The sequence below is a fragment of the Methyloversatilis discipulorum genome (genome assembly GCF_018780585.1).
GTDB lineage: Bacteria > Pseudomonadota > Gammaproteobacteria > Burkholderiales > Rhodocyclaceae > Methyloversatilis > Methyloversatilis discipulorum_B.
In genome coordinates this window covers 120704-141396 of sequence record NZ_JADMJL010000011.1, presented here as the reverse complement: position 1 = coordinate 141396, position 20693 = coordinate 120704, and the positions used below count along the sequence as shown (strand labels likewise).

Annotated in this window: 24 protein-coding genes; 8 read left to right on the top strand and 16 right to left on the bottom strand. The window is 67.3% G+C overall.

Annotated features, from left to right (window positions below; all coding sequences use genetic code 11):
- Both IV112_RS04680 and IV112_RS04675 read right to left on the bottom strand, forming a co-directional pair.
- A partial coding sequence (locus IV112_RS04680; RefSeq protein ID WP_304001282.1) for a proton-conducting transporter transmembrane domain-containing protein occupies positions 1–811 on the bottom strand: 811 nt, incomplete at its 3' end.
- Positions 812–905: 94 nt separating this feature from the next.
- Entirely contained in the window at positions 906–3386 is a 2481-nt protein-coding gene (locus IV112_RS04675) for an ABC transporter permease (RefSeq protein ID WP_304001280.1), read from the bottom strand.
- 107 nt (positions 3387–3493) lie between these two features.
- Between IV112_RS04675 and IV112_RS04670 the strand changes: the two genes are divergently transcribed.
- On the top strand, positions 3494–4198 hold the full coding sequence (locus IV112_RS04670; protein ID WP_304001278.1) for a uracil-DNA glycosylase: 705 nt from the start codon (positions 3494–3496) through the stop codon (positions 4196–4198).
- On the opposite strand, the gene queF is transcribed toward IV112_RS04670, so the two are convergent.
- The 7 genes from queF to mltG are packed head-to-tail and all read right to left on the bottom strand — an operon-like array spanning position 4188 to position 9586.
- Positions 4188–5012, bottom strand: a complete 825-nt coding sequence (queF, locus tag IV112_RS04665) for an NADPH-dependent 7-cyano-7-deazaguanine reductase QueF (protein ID WP_296811190.1) — start codon at positions 5010–5012, stop codon at positions 4188–4190. The two genes, IV112_RS04670 and queF, sit on opposite strands and share 11 nt — an antisense overlap.
- A complete protein-coding gene (locus tag IV112_RS04660; protein ID WP_304001276.1) occupies positions 5012–5650 on the bottom strand; it encodes an ankyrin repeat domain-containing protein in 639 nt (212 codons plus the stop codon). Before IV112_RS04660 ends, queF begins: the two co-directional genes overlap by 1 nt.
- Positions 5647–6444: a TatD family hydrolase gene (locus IV112_RS04655; RefSeq protein WP_304001274.1), complete on the bottom strand. Its 798-nt coding sequence runs from the start codon at positions 6442–6444 to the stop codon at positions 5647–5649. The genes IV112_RS04660 and IV112_RS04655 overlap by 4 nt, the downstream gene beginning before the upstream one ends.
- A gap of 27 nt (positions 6445–6471) precedes the next feature.
- Positions 6472–6837, bottom strand: coding sequence for a PilZ domain-containing protein (locus IV112_RS04650; RefSeq protein ID WP_304001272.1), 366 nt, complete (start codon positions 6835–6837; stop codon positions 6472–6474).
- 22 nt (positions 6838–6859) lie between these two features.
- On the bottom strand, positions 6860–7915 hold the full coding sequence (holB, locus tag IV112_RS04645; RefSeq protein ID WP_304001270.1) for a DNA polymerase III subunit delta': 1056 nt from the start codon (positions 7913–7915) through the stop codon (positions 6860–6862).
- Positions 7916–8533 carry a dTMP kinase gene (gene tmk, locus IV112_RS04640; protein WP_304001268.1) on the bottom strand — a complete coding sequence of 206 codons (618 nt, stop codon included), beginning with the start codon at positions 8531–8533 and terminating at the stop codon, positions 7916–7918.
- A 39-nt stretch (positions 8534–8572) separates the two neighbouring features.
- Positions 8573–9586 carry an endolytic transglycosylase MltG gene (gene mltG / locus IV112_RS04635; RefSeq protein WP_304001267.1) on the bottom strand — a complete coding sequence of 338 codons (1014 nt, stop codon included), beginning with the start codon at positions 9584–9586 and terminating at the stop codon, positions 8573–8575.
- 90 nt (positions 9587–9676) lie between these two features.
- On the opposite strand from mltG, the gene ygfZ reads away from it, so the two are divergent.
- From ygfZ to IV112_RS04610, 5 genes are all read left to right on the top strand, one after another.
- Positions 9677–10699, top strand: a complete 1023-nt coding sequence (gene ygfZ / locus IV112_RS04630; RefSeq protein WP_304001265.1) for a CAF17-like 4Fe-4S cluster assembly/insertion protein YgfZ — start codon at positions 9677–9679, stop codon at positions 10697–10699.
- Positions 10696–10986 (top strand): DUF4936 family protein, encoded by a 291-nt coding sequence (locus tag IV112_RS04625; RefSeq protein ID WP_304001264.1) that lies wholly within the window; start codon positions 10696–10698, stop codon positions 10984–10986. The genes ygfZ and IV112_RS04625 overlap by 4 nt, the downstream gene beginning before the upstream one ends.
- A 15-nt stretch (positions 10987–11001) precedes the next feature.
- Positions 11002–11775 carry an NRDE family protein gene (locus IV112_RS04620; protein WP_304001262.1) on the top strand — a complete coding sequence of 258 codons (774 nt, stop codon included), beginning with the start codon at positions 11002–11004 and terminating at the stop codon, positions 11773–11775.
- A gap of 150 nt (positions 11776–11925) precedes the next feature.
- Positions 11926–13668 (top strand): sensor histidine kinase, encoded by a 1743-nt coding sequence (locus IV112_RS04615; RefSeq protein ID WP_304001261.1) that lies wholly within the window; start codon positions 11926–11928, stop codon positions 13666–13668.
- A gap of 123 nt (positions 13669–13791) precedes the next feature.
- Positions 13792–14199, top strand: coding sequence for a response regulator (locus IV112_RS04610; protein WP_304001259.1), 408 nt, complete (start codon positions 13792–13794; stop codon positions 14197–14199).
- Here IV112_RS04610 and IV112_RS04605 read toward each other — a convergent pair.
- The 7 genes from IV112_RS04605 to IV112_RS04575 form a co-directional block, all read right to left on the bottom strand.
- The gene (locus tag IV112_RS04605) at positions 14166–14588 is read right to left on the bottom strand and encodes a GNAT family N-acetyltransferase (RefSeq protein ID WP_304001256.1); all 423 of its coding nucleotides are present in this window, start codon (positions 14586–14588) and stop codon (positions 14166–14168) included. The genes IV112_RS04610 and IV112_RS04605 overlap by 34 nt on opposite strands.
- Positions 14589–14590: 2 nt before the next feature.
- The gene (locus tag IV112_RS04600) at positions 14591–15070 is read right to left on the bottom strand and encodes a L,D-transpeptidase (protein WP_304001255.1); all 480 of its coding nucleotides are present in this window, start codon (positions 15068–15070) and stop codon (positions 14591–14593) included.
- Positions 15070–15543, bottom strand: coding sequence for a tRNA adenosine(34) deaminase TadA (gene tadA / locus IV112_RS04595; protein WP_304001254.1), 474 nt, complete (start codon positions 15541–15543; stop codon positions 15070–15072). Before tadA ends, IV112_RS04600 begins: the two co-directional genes overlap by 1 nt.
- 107 nt (positions 15544–15650) lie before the next feature.
- Positions 15651–16514 (bottom strand): chain length determinant protein tyrosine kinase EpsG, encoded by an 864-nt coding sequence (gene epsG / locus IV112_RS04590; RefSeq protein WP_019918454.1) that lies wholly within the window; start codon positions 16512–16514, stop codon positions 15651–15653.
- Positions 16515–16525: 11 nt separating this feature from the next.
- Entirely contained in the window at positions 16526–17914 is a 1389-nt protein-coding gene (epsF, locus tag IV112_RS04585; protein ID WP_304001253.1) for a chain length determinant protein EpsF, read from the bottom strand.
- A gap of 12 nt (positions 17915–17926) precedes the next feature.
- Positions 17927–18730: a polysaccharide export protein EpsE gene (epsE, locus tag IV112_RS04580; protein ID WP_304001250.1), complete on the bottom strand. Its 804-nt coding sequence runs from the start codon at positions 18728–18730 to the stop codon at positions 17927–17929.
- Positions 18731–18803: 73 nt separating this feature from the next.
- Positions 18804–19748, bottom strand: a complete 945-nt coding sequence (locus tag IV112_RS04575; protein ID WP_304001249.1) for an EpsD family peptidyl-prolyl cis-trans isomerase — start codon at positions 19746–19748, stop codon at positions 18804–18806.
- Positions 19749–20021: 273 nt separating this feature from the next.
- Here IV112_RS04575 and IV112_RS04570 point away from each other — a divergent pair, with 273 nt between their 5' ends.
- Together IV112_RS04570 and IV112_RS04565 are read left to right on the top strand one after the other, a co-directional pair.
- Positions 20022–20357 (top strand): hypothetical protein, encoded by a 336-nt coding sequence (locus tag IV112_RS04570; protein WP_304001248.1) that lies wholly within the window; start codon positions 20022–20024, stop codon positions 20355–20357.
- A gap of 1 nt (position 20358) precedes the next feature.
- Positions 20359–20670, top strand: a complete 312-nt coding sequence (locus tag IV112_RS04565) for a DUF3301 domain-containing protein (protein WP_304001247.1) — start codon at positions 20359–20361, stop codon at positions 20668–20670.
- Positions 20671–20693: the final 23 nt, after the last annotated feature.

Sequence of the window (20693 nt, the reverse complement as noted above, 5' to 3'; positions counted from 1 at the left end):
CGTCGGTGCCGGCCAGCACCGGCCACAGCCGCGCCAGCAGGAACACGCCGGCCTTCACCATGGTGGCCGAATGCAGGTAGGCCGACACCGGTGTCGGTGCCGCCATCGCATTGGGCAGCCAGAACTGGAAGGGGAACTGCGCGCTCTTGGTGAAGGCGCCGAGCAGCACCAGCACCAGCATCGGCCGGTACAGCGGATGCGCACGCACCGTGTCGCCGGCCGCCAGCACCGCGTCGAGGTCGTAGCTGCCTGCGATGTGGCCGAGCAGCACCACGCCCGCCACCAGGCAGAGGCCGCCGGCGCCGGTCACGGTCAGGGCCATGCGCGCGCCGCGGCGTGCATCCTTGCGGTGGTGCCAGTAGCCGATCAGCAGGAAGGAGAACAGGCTGGTCAATTCCCAGAACAGCACCATCTGGAACAGATTGCCGGACAGCACGACACCGCTCATCGCGCCCATGAAGGCGAGCAGGAAGGAGAAGAAGCGCGGCACCGGGTCGGCCGGCGACATGTAGTAGCGCGCGTACAGCACCACCAGCGCACCGATGCCCAGCACCAGCATCGAGAACATCCAGGCGAAGCCGTCCATGCGCAGCACGAAGTTCAGGCCGAGCGACGGCAGCCAGGAAATTTCCTGACGGATCACCTGCCCGGCCGCGATCTCCGGAAACAGCAGCGCCGCCTGCACCGTGCAGAGCAGCGCGATCAGGCCGGCCAGCGTCGATTCGGCATTGCGCGCATTGGTCGGCAGCAGTGCTGCAATCAGGCTGCCGGCGAAAGGCAGTGCGACGAGGGTGATCAGCGGCAGTTGCATCGGATGACCATCTTCTTGTTCTCGTTTGGAACGGACAGACGAACAGGACGAGTGCGCGGCGGCAGCGCCGCGTCACATCGGCCGTACGAAAAAATCAGAGCGCGCGCAGGCTGGTCAGCGCGGGTGCCTTCAGCGCTCCGCGCAGACCCAGCATGCCGGCGGCAAGCACGGCCAGCACGCTGAATGCGACGCCGGCCAGCGGCAGGCCGGCGGAGGGCAGATACGGGAGCTGAAAGGCCTGGCGGGCCAGCAGCATGGTCAGCACGAGAGCGCCGAATGCGGCGAGCACGCCAGCGAGAGCCCCGAGTATCGCAAATTCCGCGGCCAACGAGGCACGCAATTGCCGGTCGCGTGCGCCGAGGGTGCGCAGCACCGCCAGCTCGAAACGCCGCTCGTCGTGCGTGGACTCGATGGCTGCCAGCAGCACGACCACGCCAGCCAGCAGCGCGAAACCGAACACCACGCTGACTGCCGCCGACAGCTGGTCCATCAGCGCGCGGAACTGGCGCACCACGGCATCGACATCGACCGCGGTCAGATTGGGAAAGCGCGCCACCAGTTCGTTGGTGAAGCCGGCTGCCGTTGCCGGCAGATGGAAGGAGGTGATGTAGCTGGCCGGGAAGTCCTCCAGCACGCCGGGGGTCGCGACGACGAAGAAATTGACGTTCATCGAATCCCACTCCAGCTCGCGCAGGCTGCCGACCACCGCCTCGACCTGGCGGCCGGCGATATCGAAGCGCAAACGGTCACCAGGCGCGATGCCCAATGTGCGCGCCAGTCCGGCCTCGACCGAGAAGGCGGGCTGCGCGGCGTCCCAGTTGCCGGCGACGATGCGGTTGCCAACCTGTACGTGGTCGTCCCAGGACAGGTTGAATTCGCGCTCGACCAGCCGCTTGGCGCGCGCGTCGTCATAGTCGTCCGGCGACACCGCACGGCCGTTCAGCGCCACCAGGCGAGCGCGCGACATCGGCAGCAGCTGCGGCGGCGCCAGGCCGGCATCGGCGAACTGCGCGCGCACCGCGTCGAGCTGGTCGGGCTGGATGTTCAGCACGAAGCGGTTCGGTGCGTCGACCGGCAGCCGATTGCGCCAGGCATCGAGCAGATCGCCGCGCACGATGACCAGCAGCAGCACGGCGGTGAGGCCGAGACCGAGCGCGGCGATCTGCACCGTCGAGGCGACGCGCCGGCGGGTCAGGCTGGCCAGACCGTAGCGCCAGCCGCCGGCAGTGCCGCCGCGCAGCCGCGCCACCAGCGCCAGCGCGCCCCAGGCGACCGCCGCGTAAATGCCGCAGGCGGCCGCGAAGCCACCGACCACGACGGCGCCCAGCGTCAGGTCGCCGGCCATCAGCACGATCAGCGCCGACAGGCAGGCCAGGCCGAAACCGTAGGCGCCCCAGGACACGACGTCGGCATCGTCCCATTCGCGCCGCAACACGCGCAGCGTCGACACCCTGCGCAGGCGCAGCAGCTGCGGCCAGACGAAACCCAGCATCAGGGTCATGCCGACGGCAAAGCCGTACAGCACCGGCGTCGGTCCCGGCTGCGGCAGCGTGGTCGCGAACAGACCGGCCAGCAGCGCCTCGACGCCGAACTGCGTGGCATAGCCGACCACGCAGCCGAGCGCGCAGGCGAGCAGGCCGACCAGCACGAATTCGATCAGGAACAGCCGCGTCAGCCGCGCCTGCGTGGCGCCAAGGCAGCGCATCACGGCGCAGCCGTCGAGATGGCGCTGCATGTAGCGGCGCGCCGCAAGGCCGACCGCCACGGCGGCGAACACGACCGCCAGCATCGCCGCCAGGCGCAGGAATTTCTGCGCCCGGTCGAGCGCGCCGCGCACCTCGGGCTGCGCCTCCTCGACATTCTCGACGCGCTGGCCGCGCGCCAGCTGCGGCTTCAGCCAGGCGGCGTAGGCGCGCACCGCGGCATCCTCGCCGGCCACGTGCAACCGGTAGCTGATGCGGCTGCCTTCCTGTATCAGCCCGCTGGCCGGCAGGTCGGCCGCGTTCAGCATCAACCGCGGCACGATGGCGAAGAAGCTCGCACCGCGATCCGATTCGAAGGTGAGCACCGCGGCCACGCGCAGCTTGAGCTGGCCGACGCTGATCGTATCGCCGCTGCGCACGCGCAGCGCACTGGTCGCGCGTTCGTCCAGCCACACCGTGCCGGGCTCGGGTATCGCCCGCGTGTCGGCGTCCGGCGCATTCAGTTCTGGCGCGATGCGCAGCTTGCCGCGCAGCGGGTAACCGTCGGCCACCGCCTTGACGCCGACCAGCTGCGCGCCGTCGGCGGCCGACGCCATGCTGGTGAAGCTCCAGCTACGGATCGCACGCAGACCGCGCGACTGCGCTTCATCGACGTAGGCGTCGGGCAGCGGGTTGTCGCCGGCCACGCGCAGGTCGCCGCCAAGCAGCTGGTTTGCCTCGCTGACCACCGAGCGCGACACCCGGTCGGTGAAAAAGGACACCGAGGTCAGTGCCGCCACCGCCAGCAGCAGCGCCAGGCCAAGCACGCGCAGTTCGCCGGCGCGGAAGTCGCGCAGCGCCATGCGCGCGGCCAGAATCAGATCGGAGGTCATCGCTTCATTCTCTTTCTTGTCTTGTCCGGCGTCTGTCGACCGCTCCCGGTACGACAGCCAGGTCGGGCACAATGCGCGCCTTGCGTTTCAGCCCGTATGGACACCCGATGTCGAAAAACGATCTCGACAGTTTTGTTTCCGCCGTCGCGGCCGGTGCATTGATTCCCGAGCCCGCCACGATGTTCAACCCCTGGGGCGATCACGACCCGCTGCACGACACCGGTCCGGACGCACCGCGCATCCGCGCCGACCACCTGCAGCGCTATCTGGCCGCCCGGCTCGGGCGCGCTCGCGTGCTGCTGATCGCCGAAGCGCCGAGCTACAGCGGTGCCAAGTTCTCCGGCATGGCGATGACCAGCGAGCGCGACGTGCTGGCCGCCCATGCCGCCGGCCGCGGCAGCGACTATTTCGACGGCGGCTTCCAGCGCACCAGCCGCGTGCTGCCGCAGCTGAAGAACACCGACGGCATGCTGGAGCGGACTGCCAGCATCGTCTGGGCCGCGATGGCCGGCAATGGCTGGGCACCGACCGACTTCGTGCTGTGGAACGCGGTCGCCTACCATCCGCACGACGCCGGCCGGCCGCTGACCAACCGTGCGCCGAGCGTGAGCGAACGGCGCGCGCTGCGCCCGCTGCTGGAACAGTTCCTCGCCCTCTTCCCCGGCGTGCCGCGGCTGGCCATCGGCCGCATCTGCCAGCACAGCCTGGCCGACATGGGCATCGACGCGCTACCGGCGCGGCATCCGAGCTACGGCGGCGCGCCGGAGTTCCGCGCCGCGGTAGCCGACCTGCGCGCCCGGCTTACTGCCTGATCAGCTTGACGAAACTGTCGGGCGGCGACTCGAAATTGCTGCGCCAGGGGTTGATGTCGAGCCCGCCGCGACGGGTGTAACAGGCGCACACGGTCAGCAGTTCGGGCTGGCAGCGCGCCATCACGTCCATGTAGATGCGTTCGACGCAGTGCTCGTGGAAATCGGCGTGATTGCGGAAGGACACGATGTAGCGCAACAGCCCGGCGCGGTCGATCTTCGGTCCGCGGTAGCGCAGTTGCAGCGACGCCCAGTCCGGCTGCAGCGTGACCGGGCAGTTGGACTTCAGCAGGTCGGAGCGCAGCGTTTCCTCGACCGTGTCGCCGCTGGCGGACAGCAGCGCTGCGTCCGGCTGGTAGCGGTCGCAGACGATGTCCAGGCCGTCGATCGACTCGCCCACCATCTGCGTCTGCACCGGCGGCACGCCGTCCGGCGCATACATCTGCACCGTCACGCCGGACTGACAGGCAGCCGACAGATCGGTCTCGATCAGCGCGCGCACCGCTTCCAGCGAACTCATGCGTTCGTTGTTGTAGCCGTTCAGGTAGAGCTTGAGCGACTTCGACTCGACGATATGGCTGCTGTCGGCCGGAATGTCGAAGCGGCCGATCGCGACTTCAGGCTTGCCCTGCGGGTTGAGCCAGGAAATCTCCCAGGCGTGCCAGCGATCGACGCCGCCGAAGGGTAGCGTCTGCGCAGCGATGCCCAGCGCCGCGCGCGACGCCTCGCGCGGCATCGGGAACAGCAGGCCGGCGTCGTAACTGTCCGGATAGTCCGTCGCGTGGCCGAGGCCGGATCCGCTCGCAGGGTGCGTCATCACTGCCCCATCGCCGCGCGTATCAGCGCGGCCGCGTCGGTGTTGCCGGCCTTCATCGCCCAGTCGAGTGCGGTCTCGCCGTCGCGGCCGCGGATGCGCGCGTCGGCGCGTGCGGCCAGCAGCACCCTCACCGATTCGATATTGGCCTTGGCCGCCAGCATCAGCGCGGTGGCGCCATTGGGCGCAGGCGCGTCGACCGGCGCACCGCGCGCGATCAGTGCCTTCAGCACCGCCGTGTGCCCCTGCATCGCCGCGTAGTGCAGCGCCGACCAGCCCTGGGTATTGACCGGATTGGCGCCGGCTGCGAGCAGCTGGTCGACCACCGCCACGTGGCCGTTGAAGGCGGCCACCGCCAGCGCCGTCTCGCCGACCGCATTGACCGCCTCGACCTTGGCGCGGCGCGCCAGCAGCGCCTTTACGAGCTCGGTATAACCGTTGCGTGCGGCGATGATGAGCAGCGTTTCACCGCGCGGATCGACCGAATTCACGTCCAGCCCACGGTCGATGAAACTGGCCACCTTGCCGGTGTCGCCGAGGTTGGCGGCGTTGATCAGGTCGTCGTACGCGGCCGCCGACACGCCACTGGCGCCGGCCAGACCAAGGATGAAACCGAGCAGTGCGATGCGCAGTGCCTTCATGCGGCCACCTCCTCGCGGCCAGCCAGTCGGGCGGCGTCGTGGAACAGGCGGAAGAAATTGTCGGAGGTGACGCGGCCGACCTCCTCCACCGTCATGCCACGCACCTTCGCCAGTTCGGCGGCGACGTGCGGCACGAAGGCTGGCTCGTTCATCTTGCCGCGGTAGGGCACCGGCGCCAGATAGGGCGAATCGGTCTCGATCAGCATCGACGCCAGCGGGATGGCCTTGGCTACGTCGCGCAACTGCTGTGCGTTCTTGAAGGTGACGATGCCAGAGAAGGAAATGCAGAAGCCCATGTCGATCGCCGCTTCGGCCACTTCGAGCGTTTCGGTGAAGCAGTGCATGACGCCGCCTACCTCGTGCGCGCGTTCCTCGCGCATGATGGCCAGCGTGTCCTCGGCCGACGAACGGGTGTGGATGATGAGCGGCTTGCCGCACTCGCGCGCGGCGCGGATGTGCGTGCGGAAGCGCTTGCGCTGCCATTCGAGGTCGCCGGTCAGGCGGAAGTAGTCGAGTCCGGTTTCACCGATGGCGACCACGCGCGGATGGGCGGACATGTCGACCAGCTGCGCCACGTCCGGCTCGGTCACGTCCTCGTAATCGGGGTGCACGCCGAGCGAGGCGAACACGTTGGCGTGTCGCTCGGCCATGCCGGTGACGCGCGGCCACTGTTCGATATTGACCGACACGCAAAGTGCGTGGCTGACCTGCTGCGCCTGCATATTGGCGAGCACTTCGTCCTCGCGCGCGGCGAGGTCAGGGAAATCGATATGGCAGTGTGAGTCGATGAACATGAAAAACCGTTGTGGATCAATACTGAATCAGAGCGTGTGGGTCTGTCGCGACGAACCGAGGTAGCCGCCGACCACCTGTTCGATCTTGGCCCGCGCCGACTTGCTGCTTTCGTCCTCGCCGAAGCGCAGGCCTATGCCCTGCTGCTTGCCGCCCTGCGCGTCGGCCGGCGTCACCCAGGCCACCGTGCCCTGGATGGGCAGCTTGGCCGGATCTTCCATCAGCTGCAGCAGCAGGAACACTTCGTCGCCCAGACGGTAGGCGCGGTTGGTCGGCAGGAAGATGCCGCCGCCCTTCAGGAAAGGCATGTAGGCCGCGTAGAGCACCGATTTCGACGTCACCGCCAGCGACAGCACGCTGCGCCGGTTACCCGGCTGGATATGCGGATCGCTCATGACAGCCTCCCTTTTCGTGCGCTCAACGTTGCGACCGGAACAGACGGGCGTAACGGATGAGCATGTCTTCGAGGAACAGGCGCGCATTCAGCGGGTGATGCGCCAGCGCCCGCACCTTCAGCAATTCATTGTACCCACGCAGGACAGTGCCCACGTCGCTGCGTTCCGCCAGCTGCCCGAGCTGGGCGCGTCGGCCGACAAATACCCGCGGCTCGCCGGCCTGCGCCAGCAGCACGAGGTCGGCCAGCCAGCGCTGCAGCCAGGTGACCAGCGTCGGCAGATCGGTCAGGCCCGGTTCACCCTTCTTGCGCCCCTTGAGCCAGCCGTCCCAGCGCGCGGCGACTTCCAGCGGCGCGCTCAGCGCGTGCTTCGATACATCATCGACAAACTGGGCCTGGATTTGAGCATCCTTCGAACTGGCGAGGTCGCGCGCATGCAGTGGCGAGCCTGCGCACAGCGCCAGGGCATCCCCGGCATCGCGCACGCCCTGGGCTGCGAGCCAGGCCAGCGACTGTTCGATGGGCGGCTGCTGGAAGGACAGCACGCGGGTGCGGCTGCGTATCGTCGGCAGCAGCTTTCGAGGATGGTCTGTTATAAGTAAAAACAATGTCTTGGGTGGCGGCTCTTCAAGTGATTTGAGAAGAGCGTTCGCGGCATCGACGTTCATCGCTTCGGCCGGATACAGCAGCACTACGCGATAGCCGCCCTGGTGCGAGCCAACGCCCAGACGATCGGTCACCGCCCGCACCTGGGCAATGCGGATCAGTTTCGATTTCGCCTTGCCGTCACCGTCGTCGGGCGCCGCCTCGTCGCCCTCGTCGGCCTCGTCGTCGAGCGCCTCCGGCCGCACGACCAGCCAGTCCGGGTGGTTGTCGGTGGCGATCAGCCGGCAGGACGCGCATTCGCCGCAGGCTGCCTGTTCGCCGCGCGCCCGCTCGCACAGCATGCGCGCCGCCAGCGCTTCGGCGAATTCGCGCTTGCCCAGGCCGGCCGGCCCGGCCAGCAGCAGCGCATGCGGCATCCGTTCGGCCAGCGCCATCAACTGCGACCACTGCGGCTTGCACCAGTCGTAAATCATTCAGAAACAGTACCTTGAAAGAATTTCTTCAAGTTGAATGGAAACTTCTTCCGGGGTCCGCGCAGCGTCGAGCACCTGCATGCGTCGCGGGTCGGCCTTGGCGCGCGCGAGGTAGGCGGCACGCACCCGGTTGAAGAAATCCGACTGTTCGCGCTCGAAGCGGTCCGGGTCGCCACCGCTGGCCGCCAGTCTTTGCGCCGCCACCTCGCAGGGCAGATCGAAAAGCAGCGTGAGTCCGGGCTGCAGACCGCGCTGTACCCAGGTTTCGAGCGCTTCGAGCCGCGCCGTGTCCAGCCCGCGACCGCCGCCCTGGTAGGCGAAGCTGGCGTCGGTGAAGCGGTCGCACAGCACCCATTCCCCGCGCGCCAGCGCGGGTTCGATCACCTGCGCAAGGTGTTCGCGGCGGGCGGCAAACATCAGCAGGGCTTCGGTATCCGGGTGCATGGCCTGGTGCAGCAGCAGCGCGCGCAGCGACTCGCCCAGCGGAGTACCGCCCGGTTCGCGGGTCAGCAGCACCGCATGACCGCGTGCGCGCAGCCAGTCGGCGGTGCGGGCGATCTGCGTGCTCTTGCCTGCACCGTCCATGCCTTCGAAGGTGATGAAGCGGGTGTTGTGCATCGGGTTCGGATGAATGGGAATGATGGGTGACAGCCGGCTTCAGTTGCGTGCAGCGCGCGCCGGCCGCCGCTGGTAGCGATCGACCGCGCTGTTGTGCTCGGCCAGCGTCTTCGAGAACACGCTGCTGCCGTCGCCGCGCGCGACGAAGTAATAGTAACGGGTGGGCGCCGGATTCAACGCCGCTTCGATCGATGCGCGCCCGGGCGCGGCAATCGGCGTCGGCGGCAGGCCACGCCGCAGATAGGTGTTGTAGGGGCCGTCGGTCTGCAGGTGCGCGCGCGTCAGATTGCCGTCGAAGCGCTCGCCCAGCCCGTAGATCACGGTGGGGTCGGTCTGCAGCGGCATGCCGGCACGCAGCCGGTTCACGAAGACCGACGCCACCTTGTCGCGATCGGCCGCGGCGCCGGTTTCCTTCTCGACGATGGACGCCATGATCAGCGCGTCCTGCAGCGAGGCGTAGGGCAGATCGGGCGCGCGCGCCGCCCAGGCCTGTTCCAGTTGCGCGCGCATCGCATGATGGGCGCGCTTCAGTATCGACAGGTCACTGTCGCCGGCGGCAAACAGATAGGTGTCCGGAAAGAACCAGCCCTCGACGAACGTTGCGTCGCTGCCGAGCCGGGCCAGCAGTTCGGCGTCGGACAGCGCGGCGGCGTCCTGCTTCAGGTCGGGACTGGCGGCCAGCGCAGTGCGGATCTGCTTCAGGGTCCAGCCCTCGATGAAGCGTACCTCGCGCATGCTCACATCGCCGCGCGTCATCATGCCCAGCAGTTCGAGCGGCGTCACGCCGCTGTTGAAGGCGTAGCTGCCGGCCTGCAGCCGGGTGCCATCGACCGCGACGCGGCCGATCAGGCCGAGCAGGCGGCCATCGACCGGAACGCCCGCCGCCTCGATCTGGCGCGCCGCCTGGCGCAGCGCGGTACCCGGGCGCAGCGTGTATTCGACGGCATCGCCGCTCCAGTGCAGCGGGCGCTGCGCGTACCAGACCAGTGCGGCACCGATCAGCGCGGCGACTACAGCCAGAAGAAGGAACAGACGGACAAGCAGACGGGTCATGCGAAAGAGGCGGGAACGCGCAGGCAGCACGCGCGGCCCCGTATGTTAACCTTTTCGGCAATCTCTCCTGCCTACGGATTTCGCAACATCATGATGCTCAACGACCTGATTCCTTCCGGCGCGTCGGCCGACGACGGCCAGTTCCCCGCCATGCAGGACGCCGCCGCCGAAATGCGCGCCGCGCAGCAGGGCACGGTGCTGGTGCCGCTGACCCATCTCGCCCGGCTGCGCGCCGACGGCGAGGACGCCGCCACCTTCCTGCACAACCTGATGACCAACGACGTCAAGGGCCTGCCGGTCGACGGCGTGCGCAGCGCTGGTTTCTGCACCGCCAAGGGGCGTCTGCTCGCCACCTTCACGATGTGGCGCGACGGCGACGCCACCGTACTGCAGTTGCCGCGTGCGTTGGCAGAGGCGATGCGCAAGAAGCTGTCGATGTACATCCTGCGCTCCAAGGCCACGCTGACCGACGCGACCGGGGCGACGCCCGCGCTCGGACTGGCCGGCCGCGACGCCGAAGCCGCACTGCAGGCGGCCGGTCTGCCGGTTCCGGCGGCGCCGATGACACAGGCAGCGGCCGATGGCGTGCGTGTGCTGCGCCTGGCGAACGACCGCTTTGAGATCGTGCTGCCGGCCGACCGGCTCGAAGCGGTCTGGAGCGCGCTGAGCAGCCGTGCGACGCCGGCCGGCACGCCGGCGTGGCGCTGGTTCGACATCCGCGAAGGTCTGGTCAGCGTATGGCCGGGCACGCAGGAGGAATTCGTGCCGCAGATGGTCAATTTCGAACTGACTGGCGGCGTCAGTTTCAAGAAGGGCTGCTACCCCGGGCAGGAGATCGTCGCCCGCACCCAGTACCTCGGCAAACTCAAGCGCCGCATGTACCGCGCAAGTGCCGACTGCCCGCCCCCGGCGGCGGGCACGCCGGTGCACGGCGTGGACACGAACGGACAGGCCTGCGGACTGGTGGTCGATGCGGTGGCGCTGCCGGACGGCGGCTGCGATCTCCTTGCCGTGGTGCAGATGTCGAGCACCGAGGCGGGCGAGGTGCGCATCGGCGGTCTGGACGGGCCAGTGCTGCGCTTCACTGCCCTGCCCTACGCGCTTGGCGAATGACGGTGCGCATCGACTACTACATCTACTACCGCATCGACACGACCCGCGAGGCGGCCTTGCTGGCCGCGCTGAGCGCCATGCAGGCCTCGCTGCAGGCGGCCACCGGCATTGCCGGCCGGGTGCGTCGCCGGCTGGATGATCCGCAGACCTGGATGGAAGTGTATGAAGGCGTGAACAATCAGCGGCTGTTCGAACTGGAACTGGGCTGCCACGTCCAGAGCCACGGCTTGCACGCATTCCTGGCGCCGGACAGCGTGCGCCATCTCGAACGCTTCCGGACCGCCTGACGGACGCCGCAGCCCATGTGTCTTATCGTGCTCGGCTGGAAGCTGCAGCCGGACTGCCCACTCATCGTCGCCGCCAATCGCGATGAGTTCCACCGTCGCCCGACGGCCGCACTCGACTTCTGGCCGGATGCGCCGCAGGTGCTGGCCGGGCGCGACCTGCAGTCGGGCGGCAGCTGGATGGGCGTGAGTCGCTGCGGCCGTTTCGCAGCCCTGACCAACTACCGCGACCCGTCGACGCAGCGCGACCACACCCGCTCGCGCGGCGAACTGGTCGCCGGCTTCCTGACCGGCCGGCAGACCGCCAGCGACTACGCCCGGCAGGCCTGCGGCGAGGCAGGCGCCTACAACGGTTTCAATCTGCTGCTCTGCGACGGCGACACGCTGGCGTGGGTCGGCCATCGCCACGGTGCAGAGGCGCAGTGGCGCGTGCTCGACGACGGCGTCCATGCGCTGTCCAACCACCTTCCGGGTACGCCCTGGCCCAAGCTGCTGCGCGCCCGCGACGGCTTTGCGCGGGCACTTGCGCAGGAGGACGCCGAAGCGCGTCAGGAGGCACTTTTCGACACGCTGCGTGACGACACGCCGGCCCCTGACGCCGACCTGCCGGACACCGGTGTCGGTCTTGAATGGGAGCGCCGCCTGTCACCGGTCTTCATTGCCGGCGAGGAGTACGGCACCCGGTCGAGCACCGTGCTGACAATGTGCCGCAGCCGTATCGACGTCGAGGAGCGCTGCTACGGCCCGGGCGGACGCGCGGACGACAGACGCCGCATCGCGATCGATCGCTGAACGCTCGCGGACACCGGCGGTCAGTCAAGTTTGAAGGCAGAATGCCGACAACAGGCCGACACTGCCCGCCGTCGCCTCCACCCCCTCCAACCCTGCAGCAGCGGCGGGTGAAATGATGATTGGCAGCACTCCGCTACGGACACGTGCAGCATGACTTCCACGATCGCAGCCCCACTGCCGCCCGACGAACACGAACGCCTGCAGGCGCTGCAGGCCTGCCGGCTGCTCGATACGCCGCCCGAACCAGCGTTCGACGATCTGGCGCGCATTGCTTCGCAACTCTGCGGCACCCCGATCGCGCTGGTCAGCCTGGTCGACCAGGACCGGCAATGGTTCAAGTCGCGCATCGGTCTGGACGCCACCGAAACACCGCGCGAGCAGGCCTTCTGCGCACACGCCATCCTGCAGCACGAGGTGCTGGTGGTGCCGGACGCGACGATGGACGCGCGCTTTCGCGACAACCCGCTGGTCACTGGCGGGCCGGGCATCCGCTTCTACGCCGGGGCGCCGCTCGAAGTCGCCGATGGCCGGCGCATCGGCACGCTGTGCGTCATCGACACCGTGGCACACGAGCTCGGCGCCGCCCAGCGCGAAGCGCTGGCCGCGCTGGCGCGGCAGGTGGTCGCGCAAATCGAACTGCGCCTGCATGTGAGCGAACTGCAGGCCGCACACGCGCGGCAGAACCTGTTCGAACAGCAGTTGCAGCGTTTCAATGCCGAAATGAAGGCGCTGGTCGACCATCGCACCGCCGAACTGAAGGCGGAACGGGACCGCGCCGAGCTTTACTTCGACATTGCCGGCAACATGATGGTGGTTGCGGACAACGACGGGCGCATCGTGCGCGCCAACCGGATGGCGGCCGATGTGCTGGGCCACCCGGGCAACAGCCTGCCTGGACGCGACTGGTTCGAGCTGTGCTTTCCGGAAGACGAGCGTGCCGATGCGCGCGCCTTCTTCGCTCAGCTGGTCAGCGGCGAACGCGACGCGGCGCGCCGCTTCCGCGGCCACGTACTGACGGCCGACGGTCAGTTGCGCGTCGTGTCCTGGCACACCACGCGACTGCACGACGAACAGGGCGCGACCGCCGGCCTGCTCGGTGTCGGCGAGGACATCACGGCGCGGCTGCAGGCGGAGGAACATCTGCAGCGCACGCTCTTCGAACTCGAACGCAGCAACATCGCGTTGCAGCAGTTCGTGCATGTTGCCTCGCACGACCTGCGCGAGCCGATCAACTCCATCCTGAATTTCGCCAAGCTGCTCCGGCGTGACGCCCACGAGGCGGATGCGACGCGACGCGAGCGCTACGTGGACTTCATCGTGCGTGGCGGCGAGCGGCTGCGCGCGCTGGTGGACGATCTGCTTGCCTTCGTACGGCTCGACGCGACCGAAGCACGGATGGACGCCGTAAATCTGGCGGAACTGGTGGAAGAAACGCGCCAGTCGCTGGCCGCCGCCATCGGTCGCAGCAGCGCGACCATCCGCGTCACGCCGCTGCCAGTCATTCGCGGCGACCGCAGCCTGCTCGGCCTGCTGCTGCAGAACGTGATCGACAACGCGCTGAAGTTTCACGCGCCGGGCACGCCGCCGGAAGTCGATATCGCTTACGCCGTGGTCGGCGACGAACTGCACATATCGGTGCGCGACAACGGCATAGGCATCGCACCGGAATTCCAGGAGCGCATCTTCGAGGCTTTCCAGCGGCTGCATGCACAGGCCGAGTACGAGGGCACAGGCCTCGGACTCGCGCTGAGTCGTCGTATCGCCGACATGCACCATGGCCGCATCTTCGTCGAGTCGCAGCCCGGCGCCGGCAGCCGTTTCGTGCTGGCATTACCCGCGAGATGCCGTATCGGCATCGCGTCGCATACGATGCAGCGGACGGAGATAGCGTGATGCCCGCATGCCTGACAGGACGCTCGCCATGCCGATGAAAGCCCATGCTGTCGGAACTGTCGCCGTCAGGATGCAGGCGCCTCGATCCCGCGTGCGCCGCACCGATCAACCGGAGTTTGCACAATGACGACCGCAGCGCTGCGCACCGTGATGCTGATCGACGACAACGACGCCGACAACTTCTTTCACGGCATGATGATCGAGCGCTCCGGCCTGGCGACGGAGCTGCTGGTATTCGAGTGGGCGGAAAAGGCGCTGGAGTGGTTCCACGCGCACCCGGGCCACGCGGTCGACCTCATCCTGCTCGACATCAACATGCCGCGCATGAATGGCTTCGAGTTTCTCGAACAGTTCCACCAGCTGCCTGCGTCGCATCAGGCGGATGCCCGCGTCTGCATGCTCAGTTCGTCACCGCTGGACAGCGACCGCGTCCGCGCCTTCACCTTCCCGCGCGTGACCGACTTCATCGTCAAGCCGCTGGGGGACGGCTTCCTGTCTCAGCTGACCAAGGCCTGCGACATACGCCGGTGAAGGATGCCGGCCTCGTCGAATACCGGTCCGTCGGCAACGAAACCCTGCGCCTCGTAGAAGCCCAGCGCATGCATCTGCGCGTGCAGCACCACCTCACGCATTCCGCGCCGCCGCGCCTCGGCGAGCAAAGCCTGCAGCAGCGCCCGGCCCACACCCGTCGAGCGGAACGGCGCGCGCACGGCCATGCGACCGATGTGGCCGTCGGGCAACAGGCGCCCGCAACCGACCGGGTGACCGTCGAGCAGCGCCAGCGCATGCACGCTGGTAACGTCGTCGGCGTCCCACTCCATCTCTTCCGGAACCTGCTGTTCGACGATGAATACTTCGCGGCGTATCGCTTCGAGCGCCGGCGTCATCGACACCCAGTCACCCAGCTCGACGCGCAGCACGCTCAGTCCGTGATGCGGACCGGGGTGCCCGCCGGCACCAGGTCGAACAGTTCGATGATGTCGCGATTGCGCATGCGCACGCATCCGATCGAGCCGGGCACGCCCATCTCCGCCGTATCCGGGCTGCCGTGCAGATAGATGTAGCGACGCATCGTATCGACCTCACCCAGCCGGTTCACGCCCGGCTCGCAGCCTGACAGCCAGAGAATGCGCGTCAGTATCCAGTCGCGGCCCGGATGTGCGGCCGCCAGCTCGGACGACCACAGTTCGCCGGTCGGGCGCCGGCGCACGAACACCGTGTTCGCCGGCGCACCGGCGCCGATGCGGGCGCGGATGACGTGCCGCCCGCGCGGCGTGCGGAAGCTGCCGCGCTGCTCGCCGGCGCCGTTCTTCGCTGTCGACACACGATAACGACGGATCAGCACGCCGGCCTCGTCGTACAGGCGCAGCCACTGCGAGCGGATATCGATGTCGATATGCATCAGGCGGTTTCGATGCGCCGGCGGCGGGCGGCGAAGAAGTCGCTCAGCAGGCGACCGCATTCCTCGGCCAGCACGCCGGACTCGACTTCAGCATGATGGTTGAGCCTGGGCTCGGCGAACAGGTCGGTCACGCTGCCACAGCACCCGGTCTTCGGGTCGCGCGCGCCGAACACGACACGCGCGATACGCGCGTGCTGGATCGCACCGCTGCACATCGCGCACGGCTCGAGCGTCACGTAGAGCGTGCAGCCGGGCATGCGGTAGTTCGCCAACGCCTGCCCCGCCGCGCGCAAGGCCATCACCTCGGCATGGGCGGTCGGATCGTTGGCCATGATGGGACGATTGAAGCCGCGGCCGACGATCTCGCCGTCGCTGACCACGACGGCGCCCACTGGCACCTCGCCAAGCGATCCCGCCTCACGGGCGAGCGCAAGCGCCTCGTTCATGAAGAGCAGATCGGCGTCGCTGCTCATGACCGGCCCTCAGGCCGCTGCATCGGCCTTGCGCACGCTGGCACTGTGAGAGATCTGTGTCAGCACGATGACGCGGGGCAGTGTGTCCCTGGACGCAGTCGACACGATCAGGGCTCGTTCATCACCGAGCCGACGACGGTCGCGCTGGCGGTGATCAGTTCGTCGGCCAGGCGACGCAGGCGCGAGGCGCGGCTCACGTTCTTGCGCGCAACCATCAGCGCACCGCTCGCGCGTACGGCAATGGTCTGCGCGTCGGCGTACTCGGCGCCTGCAGGCGTGTCGATCAGGATGACGTCGAAGTCCTTCGACAACTGCCCCAGCAACTGGCTGAACACCGGTCGCGACAGCAGTTCCTGCGGGTTCGGCGGCACTGCACCGGCCGGCATCACGCACAGGTCGAGCAGCGCCGGCACGCGCTGCACCGCATCCGGACCACCGCGCCCGGCCAGCGTTTCCGACAGACCGACCCGGTTGCTGACCGAGAACAGCGTGTGCTGACGCGGGTTGCGCATGTCGGCGTCGATCAGCAGCGTGCGCTCGCCCAGCTGGGAGAACACGACGGCCAGATTGGCGGCGATGAAGCTGCGCCCCTCGCCACGCTCCGGACTGACGATGGCCAGCGTCTTGCGCTCGGCTTCGGCGTCGAACCAGCGCAGCATGAGCTGACTGCGCAGCGCGCGCAGTTCTTCGACCTGGTGGGTGAAGGGACGATAGGCCGCGATCACCTCGTCACTGACTGCGCTTTCGCCAGCCTGCAGGAATGGGTAGTCGAACTGGCGCGACAGCGCGAACTGGATGTCGGATTCCTTCAGCAGGCCGAGCGAGATCGCCGCGTCGCCGAAGCGCAGGCCGCGCTCGCGCTGCGCACGCAGGATGCGCTCGGCGCCGTCCGGGCTCAACCGGCCGGCGTCGATCAGGATGGCGCCGATGGCCCGCCCGGACCCGGTGTCGATGGAAGTGGGTGCGTTCATGGTGATGTCCTTCAGGCGGTGGCCGCGCGGGCGCGTTTTGCACCCTTGTTGAACTTGACGGTCGAGATCAGGCCGAGCACCGGCACACCGAGCAGTTGCTGCAGATCGTCGTCACCGCGCACACGCTGATCCAGCAGTTCGAGCAGCAGCACGGTGCCGACTGCCAGCAGCACGCCGAGGAAGACGGCGACCAGCGTGTTCAGCAGCAGGTTGGGACTGGAGTGCTCGACCGGTGCGATCGCCGGCGTCAGCACGACGATATTGGTCTGCGTGGTCTGGCTTTCGAGGCTGGTCTGGGTGAAACGCTGGGCCACGGCATCGTAGGCGCGCTGCGCGCTCTCGACCTCGCGCTGCAGGACGGCCAGGTCGTCGCGCTGCTTCTTCAGTTCGAGCACGCGGTTCTTCTGCGCCGCCAGTGCTGCACGCACCTCGGCCTCGCGCTGCACATTCACGCGGTTGCTGGTGCTCAGCGTGCTGGCCACCTTCTTCATTTCGGCATCGAGCTTGCTGCGCAGGGTATCGACCTCGCCCTGGGCGCGCTGGTACTCCGGGTGGTTGCGACCGAAGCGCTGGCTCATTTCGTTCAGCCTCGACTCACCGCGCGCCAGTTCCGACTTCAGGCCGATGATGAGCGAGTTCTGCTGCACTTCGGGCAGCGTTTCGATCTGCGACTGGCTGACCTGCGCCTGGCGCGACGAGCTGTCGCTGCGCTGCGCCTGGATCGCGGTGTACTGGCTGGAGAGCTCGGCCAGACGCGCGCTCTCGATGTCGAGACGCTCGTCGGTGTTTACGATGCCGGTTTCCTGCTGGAAGGCCGACAGCTTGCTCTGCGCCTGCTCGAGGTTTTCGCGCAACGCCTTGGACTGGCCAGCGAACCAGTTCGCGTACTGCTTGGCCGGTTCGATCTTCAGTTCAAGGTTGGTGTCGATATAAGCCTGCGCGAAGGCGTTCGCGACGGCCGCGGAGAACGCCGGATCCTGGCCGCTGAATGCGATAGACAGCACGTTCGAGTCGCGCGACGGCTTGACGTCGAGCTTCTTCTTCAGCAGATCGGCAAAATAGGCGTCCATCGAGCCCTGACCGTCGGTCGCTTCGCGCCACTGTTCGACCGCCTGGGCGCTCTTTTCGAAACCAAGCATCCGCACCACGCGCTGGGCGACGCGATCCGAGGTAACGATGTCCACCTGGGTGGCCATGTAGCCTGGCGTCACCAGCGCCGGCAACGTGACGCCAAGGATGGGATCGGGCGACTTCACGTCGATCAGCACCGAGGTGGCCGAAGTGTATTGCTTGGGCAGCACCAGACTGACTACCACCGTGGTGGCGACGACGACCAGAAGCACGGCCAGACCGACCAGCCAGCGCGCACGCAGAATGAGCAGGAATTGCTGAAACGTCATGGAATCATCCGATCAGAAAAGGCTTTCGCGCACGTAAACGACATCGTCGCTCTGCAGCGTCATCGACATGTCGGGCTCGATCGCCTCCACCGCACCGGCCGCATTGCGGCGATGCAGCTTGAGGCGCTTGTCGGTGCCGCGCAGCGTGATGCCGCCCCCCTGGGCGAGCGCCTGCATCACGGTCATGCCGCGTTCGAGGCGGTAGGACCCCGGACGATTCACTTCCCCGTAGATGTAGAACACCGGCGCGCGGTGGATGTAGAGGATGTCGCCCCCCATGACGGGTATGTCCGCATTGATCCCTTCCGGCTGGAACAGGGCCGGAATGTCGATCTCGGCGCGGAAGGGCTTGTCGTTGCGGGTACCCACCAGCGTCACGATGTCGGCACCGGTCACTGACGCACCGCCGGCAGTGGCCAGCATGTCGGTGACCCGGGTGTTGGCGATCTCGATCGGATAGCGGCCCGGGCGATTCACCATGCCCAGCACCGAAACCTGGTTGCCGCGGATCTGCAACAGCAGCACGTTCACCTGCGGCTTCAGCACGAAGCCGCCGTCGCGCAGCTTGTCGGCGATCAGCTTCTCGGTTGCCGGCAGCGTCAGACCGCCGACCGCCACGCCGCCGATCAGCGGATAGGTGATGCTGCCGTTTTCGGTCACCCGCGTCTCGACGGTCAGATCCGGGTTCTGGAACACGGTGACGCGGATGACGTCGCCGGAACCGAGCACGTACTCACGCGCATCGGCGGCACTGGCGGCCGGCAGCAGCAGCATCCCGAAACAAAGGCCTAGCAGCAGACGTACGAACTTCGTCATATCGAGGGGTTTCCAGTTGATCAGTCCGATAGGACGGTGCCGTGCGCTGGCGCGGCGCCGCCCCGAGAGAGGCTTACTTGAGCCCCGAAAGTCCCTTGTCCACCGGCGATTCAGCACCGGCGGCAGGCGCTGCGGCCGGCGCGGCAGTTGCAGCAGCCGGTTCAGCAGCGGCCGACGCAGGTGCAGTGAATTCGCCCATGTACTCGATCTTGCCGCTTTCACGCAGCTTCTTCACTTCCGACTGTGCCAGCTCACCCTTGCGCTGGTTCAGCAGGAACTGTTCGATCACCGGCCGTGCGGCGTTCTCGTCAACCGGCACGCTGCGCGAAGCAGCCACCTCGATCACCAGAATGCCGTTCGAGGTGCCGAGCACGCCGATCTGGCCGTCCTTGATCTGGTGCACTCGCTTCACCATTTCGAGCGGCAACTGCTCGGCGGGTTTGGTCACCGCATTGGCGGTGAAGCGCACGTTCTCGCTGCGCAGCCATTCTGCGATCTGCTGCAGATTGCGCGGTTGCGACATGAACTGTTCGAGCTTGGGCGTGAAGTCGGGGCCGGCCGCGATCGCCAGCTCGCGCAGATTGAAGATGCGGCGCTCGGAGAACAGCTCCGGATGCTGGCTGTAGTATTCCTTGATTTCGCTGTCGGTCGGCTTGACCGCAGCGCTGGACACCTGCTCGAGGTAGGCGCGGGCAAGCACCTCGCGACGCGCAGCCTCGATCGCCTGCAGCGTCTTCGGATCGCGGTCCAGCTTCTTCTCGACCGCCTGCTGCACCAGCAGCTCCTGGTCGATCAGGCGCTCGAGAACCTGGCGGCTGGCCGCCTTGGCCTGCTCGGGATTCGCCACATTGGTACGCTGCATGACCTGATTGATCTGATGCACCGAAACTTCACCGCCGTTAACCTTTGCGGCAACCTGAGTTGCCGTCTTCTTTTCGCCGCCCTCGCCGCCGCAGGCAGTCAGGATGGCTGCAGCGATGACGGTCAAGGCGATGGAACGGCGTGCGTGATGTGGCATGTTTTCCCCGAATGATTATTGCTGATTTGTGACATGAGGCCGTCGGCCAAGATAGCCCAACTGACCAAGGCTGAACAGTATCGGGCGCGTGTTACAGCGCCGTTGCGTGAAATGTTTCCGTAATGCAGCATGCCTGCCACGCGGCGATGGCAGCTTGCCATGCCTTGCTCCGCGGCCGGCGGCAGACAAAGCGGGCCGCGCCGTCCAACCCCCGACCAACCCTCTTGCACACGATAGAATCGGGCACGCTTCCCGGTTCATATCGTCTTACATATGTCTTTCTCTCCCGACGCCTTTGCCGAGGCCTTGTCCGTCTTCGCGACCCACGAACGGATGGATCCGCTGATGCTGCTGTGCAAGCTGACCGAGGAATCCGGCGAACTGGCCGAGGCCGTACTGGTCCAGCGCGGCTACAAACCGCACAAGACGCTGCCCGCCGACGCGTCGATCGACGAAGCCGCCGACGTGTTGCTGTGCCTGCTGCTGGTGCTGTCCCGCCTGTATCCTGAGCGCAGCCCTGCGCAGCTGGCGGCGCAGCTGGCCGAGCGCATCGACGGCAAGCTGGGACGTTATGTCGCGCGCCAGCCGATGGCGCAACCGGAGCGCTGACATGCCGACCTTCGAACTCGTGTCGCTGCTGCTGATCGCCGGCCTGATCTGGTTCTGGCTCGACAGCCTGAATGCGCGTGAAGCGGGCATGGAAGCCAGCCGTGCCGCCTGCAATGCGGAAGGCACCCAGCTGCTCGATGATACCGTAGCCATCCGCTCGACCTCGCTCGCCCGCGACGAAGGAGGTCAGATGCGCATCAAGCGGACCTATGCCTTCGAATACAGCGACACCGGGAACAACCGCCGCCACGGCTCTGTCACGTTGCTCGGCCGACGCGTGATCGCGCTCTACATCGCACCGCACGTCGTCTGAACACTGCTCACGCCAGCACCGGC

What these genes read in the sequence shown, in the direction of transcription:
- IV112_RS04610 (WP_304001259.1), top strand. Translation starts at nt 13,792, where the DNA reads ATGACGACCGCAGCGCTGCGCACCGTGATGCTGATCGACGACAACGAC.
- IV112_RS04570 (WP_304001248.1), top strand. Translation starts at nt 20,022, where the DNA reads ATGTCTTTCTCTCCCGACGCCTTTGCCGAGGCCTTGTCCGTCTTCGCG.
- epsG (WP_019918454.1), bottom strand. Translation starts at nt 16,514, where the DNA reads ATGAACGCACCCACTTCCATCGACACCGGGTCCGGGCGGGCCATCGGC.
- IV112_RS04655 (WP_304001274.1), bottom strand. Translation starts at nt 6,444, where the DNA reads ATGTTCATCGACTCACACTGCCATATCGATTTCCCTGACCTCGCCGCG.
- IV112_RS04660 (WP_304001276.1), bottom strand. Translation starts at nt 5,650, where the DNA reads ATGAAGGCACTGCGCATCGCACTGCTCGGTTTCATCCTTGGTCTGGCC.
- IV112_RS04650 (WP_304001272.1), bottom strand. Translation starts at nt 6,837, where the DNA reads ATGAGCGATCCGCATATCCAGCCGGGTAACCGGCGCAGCGTGCTGTCG.
- IV112_RS04620 (WP_304001262.1), top strand. Translation starts at nt 11,002, where the DNA reads ATGTGTCTTATCGTGCTCGGCTGGAAGCTGCAGCCGGACTGCCCACTC.
- queF (WP_296811190.1), bottom strand. Translation starts at nt 5,012, where the DNA reads ATGACGCACCCTGCGAGCGGATCCGGCCTCGGCCACGCGACGGACTAT.
- IV112_RS04625 (WP_304001264.1), top strand. Translation starts at nt 10,696, where the DNA reads ATGACGGTGCGCATCGACTACTACATCTACTACCGCATCGACACGACC.
- IV112_RS04575 (WP_304001249.1), bottom strand. Translation starts at nt 19,748, where the DNA reads ATGCCACATCACGCACGCCGTTCCATCGCCTTGACCGTCATCGCTGCA.
- epsF (WP_304001253.1), bottom strand. Translation starts at nt 17,914, where the DNA reads ATGACGTTTCAGCAATTCCTGCTCATTCTGCGTGCGCGCTGGCTGGTC.
- IV112_RS04615 (WP_304001261.1), top strand. Translation starts at nt 11,926, where the DNA reads ATGACTTCCACGATCGCAGCCCCACTGCCGCCCGACGAACACGAACGC.
- ygfZ (WP_304001265.1), top strand. Translation starts at nt 9,677, where the DNA reads ATGATGCTCAACGACCTGATTCCTTCCGGCGCGTCGGCCGACGACGGC.
- tadA (WP_304001254.1), bottom strand. Translation starts at nt 15,543, where the DNA reads ATGAGCAGCGACGCCGATCTGCTCTTCATGAACGAGGCGCTTGCGCTC.
- epsE (WP_304001250.1), bottom strand. Translation starts at nt 18,730, where the DNA reads ATGACGAAGTTCGTACGTCTGCTGCTAGGCCTTTGTTTCGGGATGCTG.
- IV112_RS04670 (WP_304001278.1), top strand. Translation starts at nt 3,494, where the DNA reads ATGTCGAAAAACGATCTCGACAGTTTTGTTTCCGCCGTCGCGGCCGGT.
- IV112_RS04600 (WP_304001255.1), bottom strand. Translation starts at nt 15,070, where the DNA reads ATGCATATCGACATCGATATCCGCTCGCAGTGGCTGCGCCTGTACGAC.
- tmk (WP_304001268.1), bottom strand. Translation starts at nt 8,533, where the DNA reads ATGCACAACACCCGCTTCATCACCTTCGAAGGCATGGACGGTGCAGGC.
- IV112_RS04675 (WP_304001280.1), bottom strand. Translation starts at nt 3,386, where the DNA reads ATGACCTCCGATCTGATTCTGGCCGCGCGCATGGCGCTGCGCGACTTC.
- mltG (WP_304001267.1), bottom strand. Translation starts at nt 9,586, where the DNA reads ATGACCCGTCTGCTTGTCCGTCTGTTCCTTCTTCTGGCTGTAGTCGCC.
- IV112_RS04565 (WP_304001247.1), top strand. Translation starts at nt 20,359, where the DNA reads ATGCCGACCTTCGAACTCGTGTCGCTGCTGCTGATCGCCGGCCTGATC.
- holB (WP_304001270.1), bottom strand. Translation starts at nt 7,915, where the DNA reads ATGATTTACGACTGGTGCAAGCCGCAGTGGTCGCAGTTGATGGCGCTG.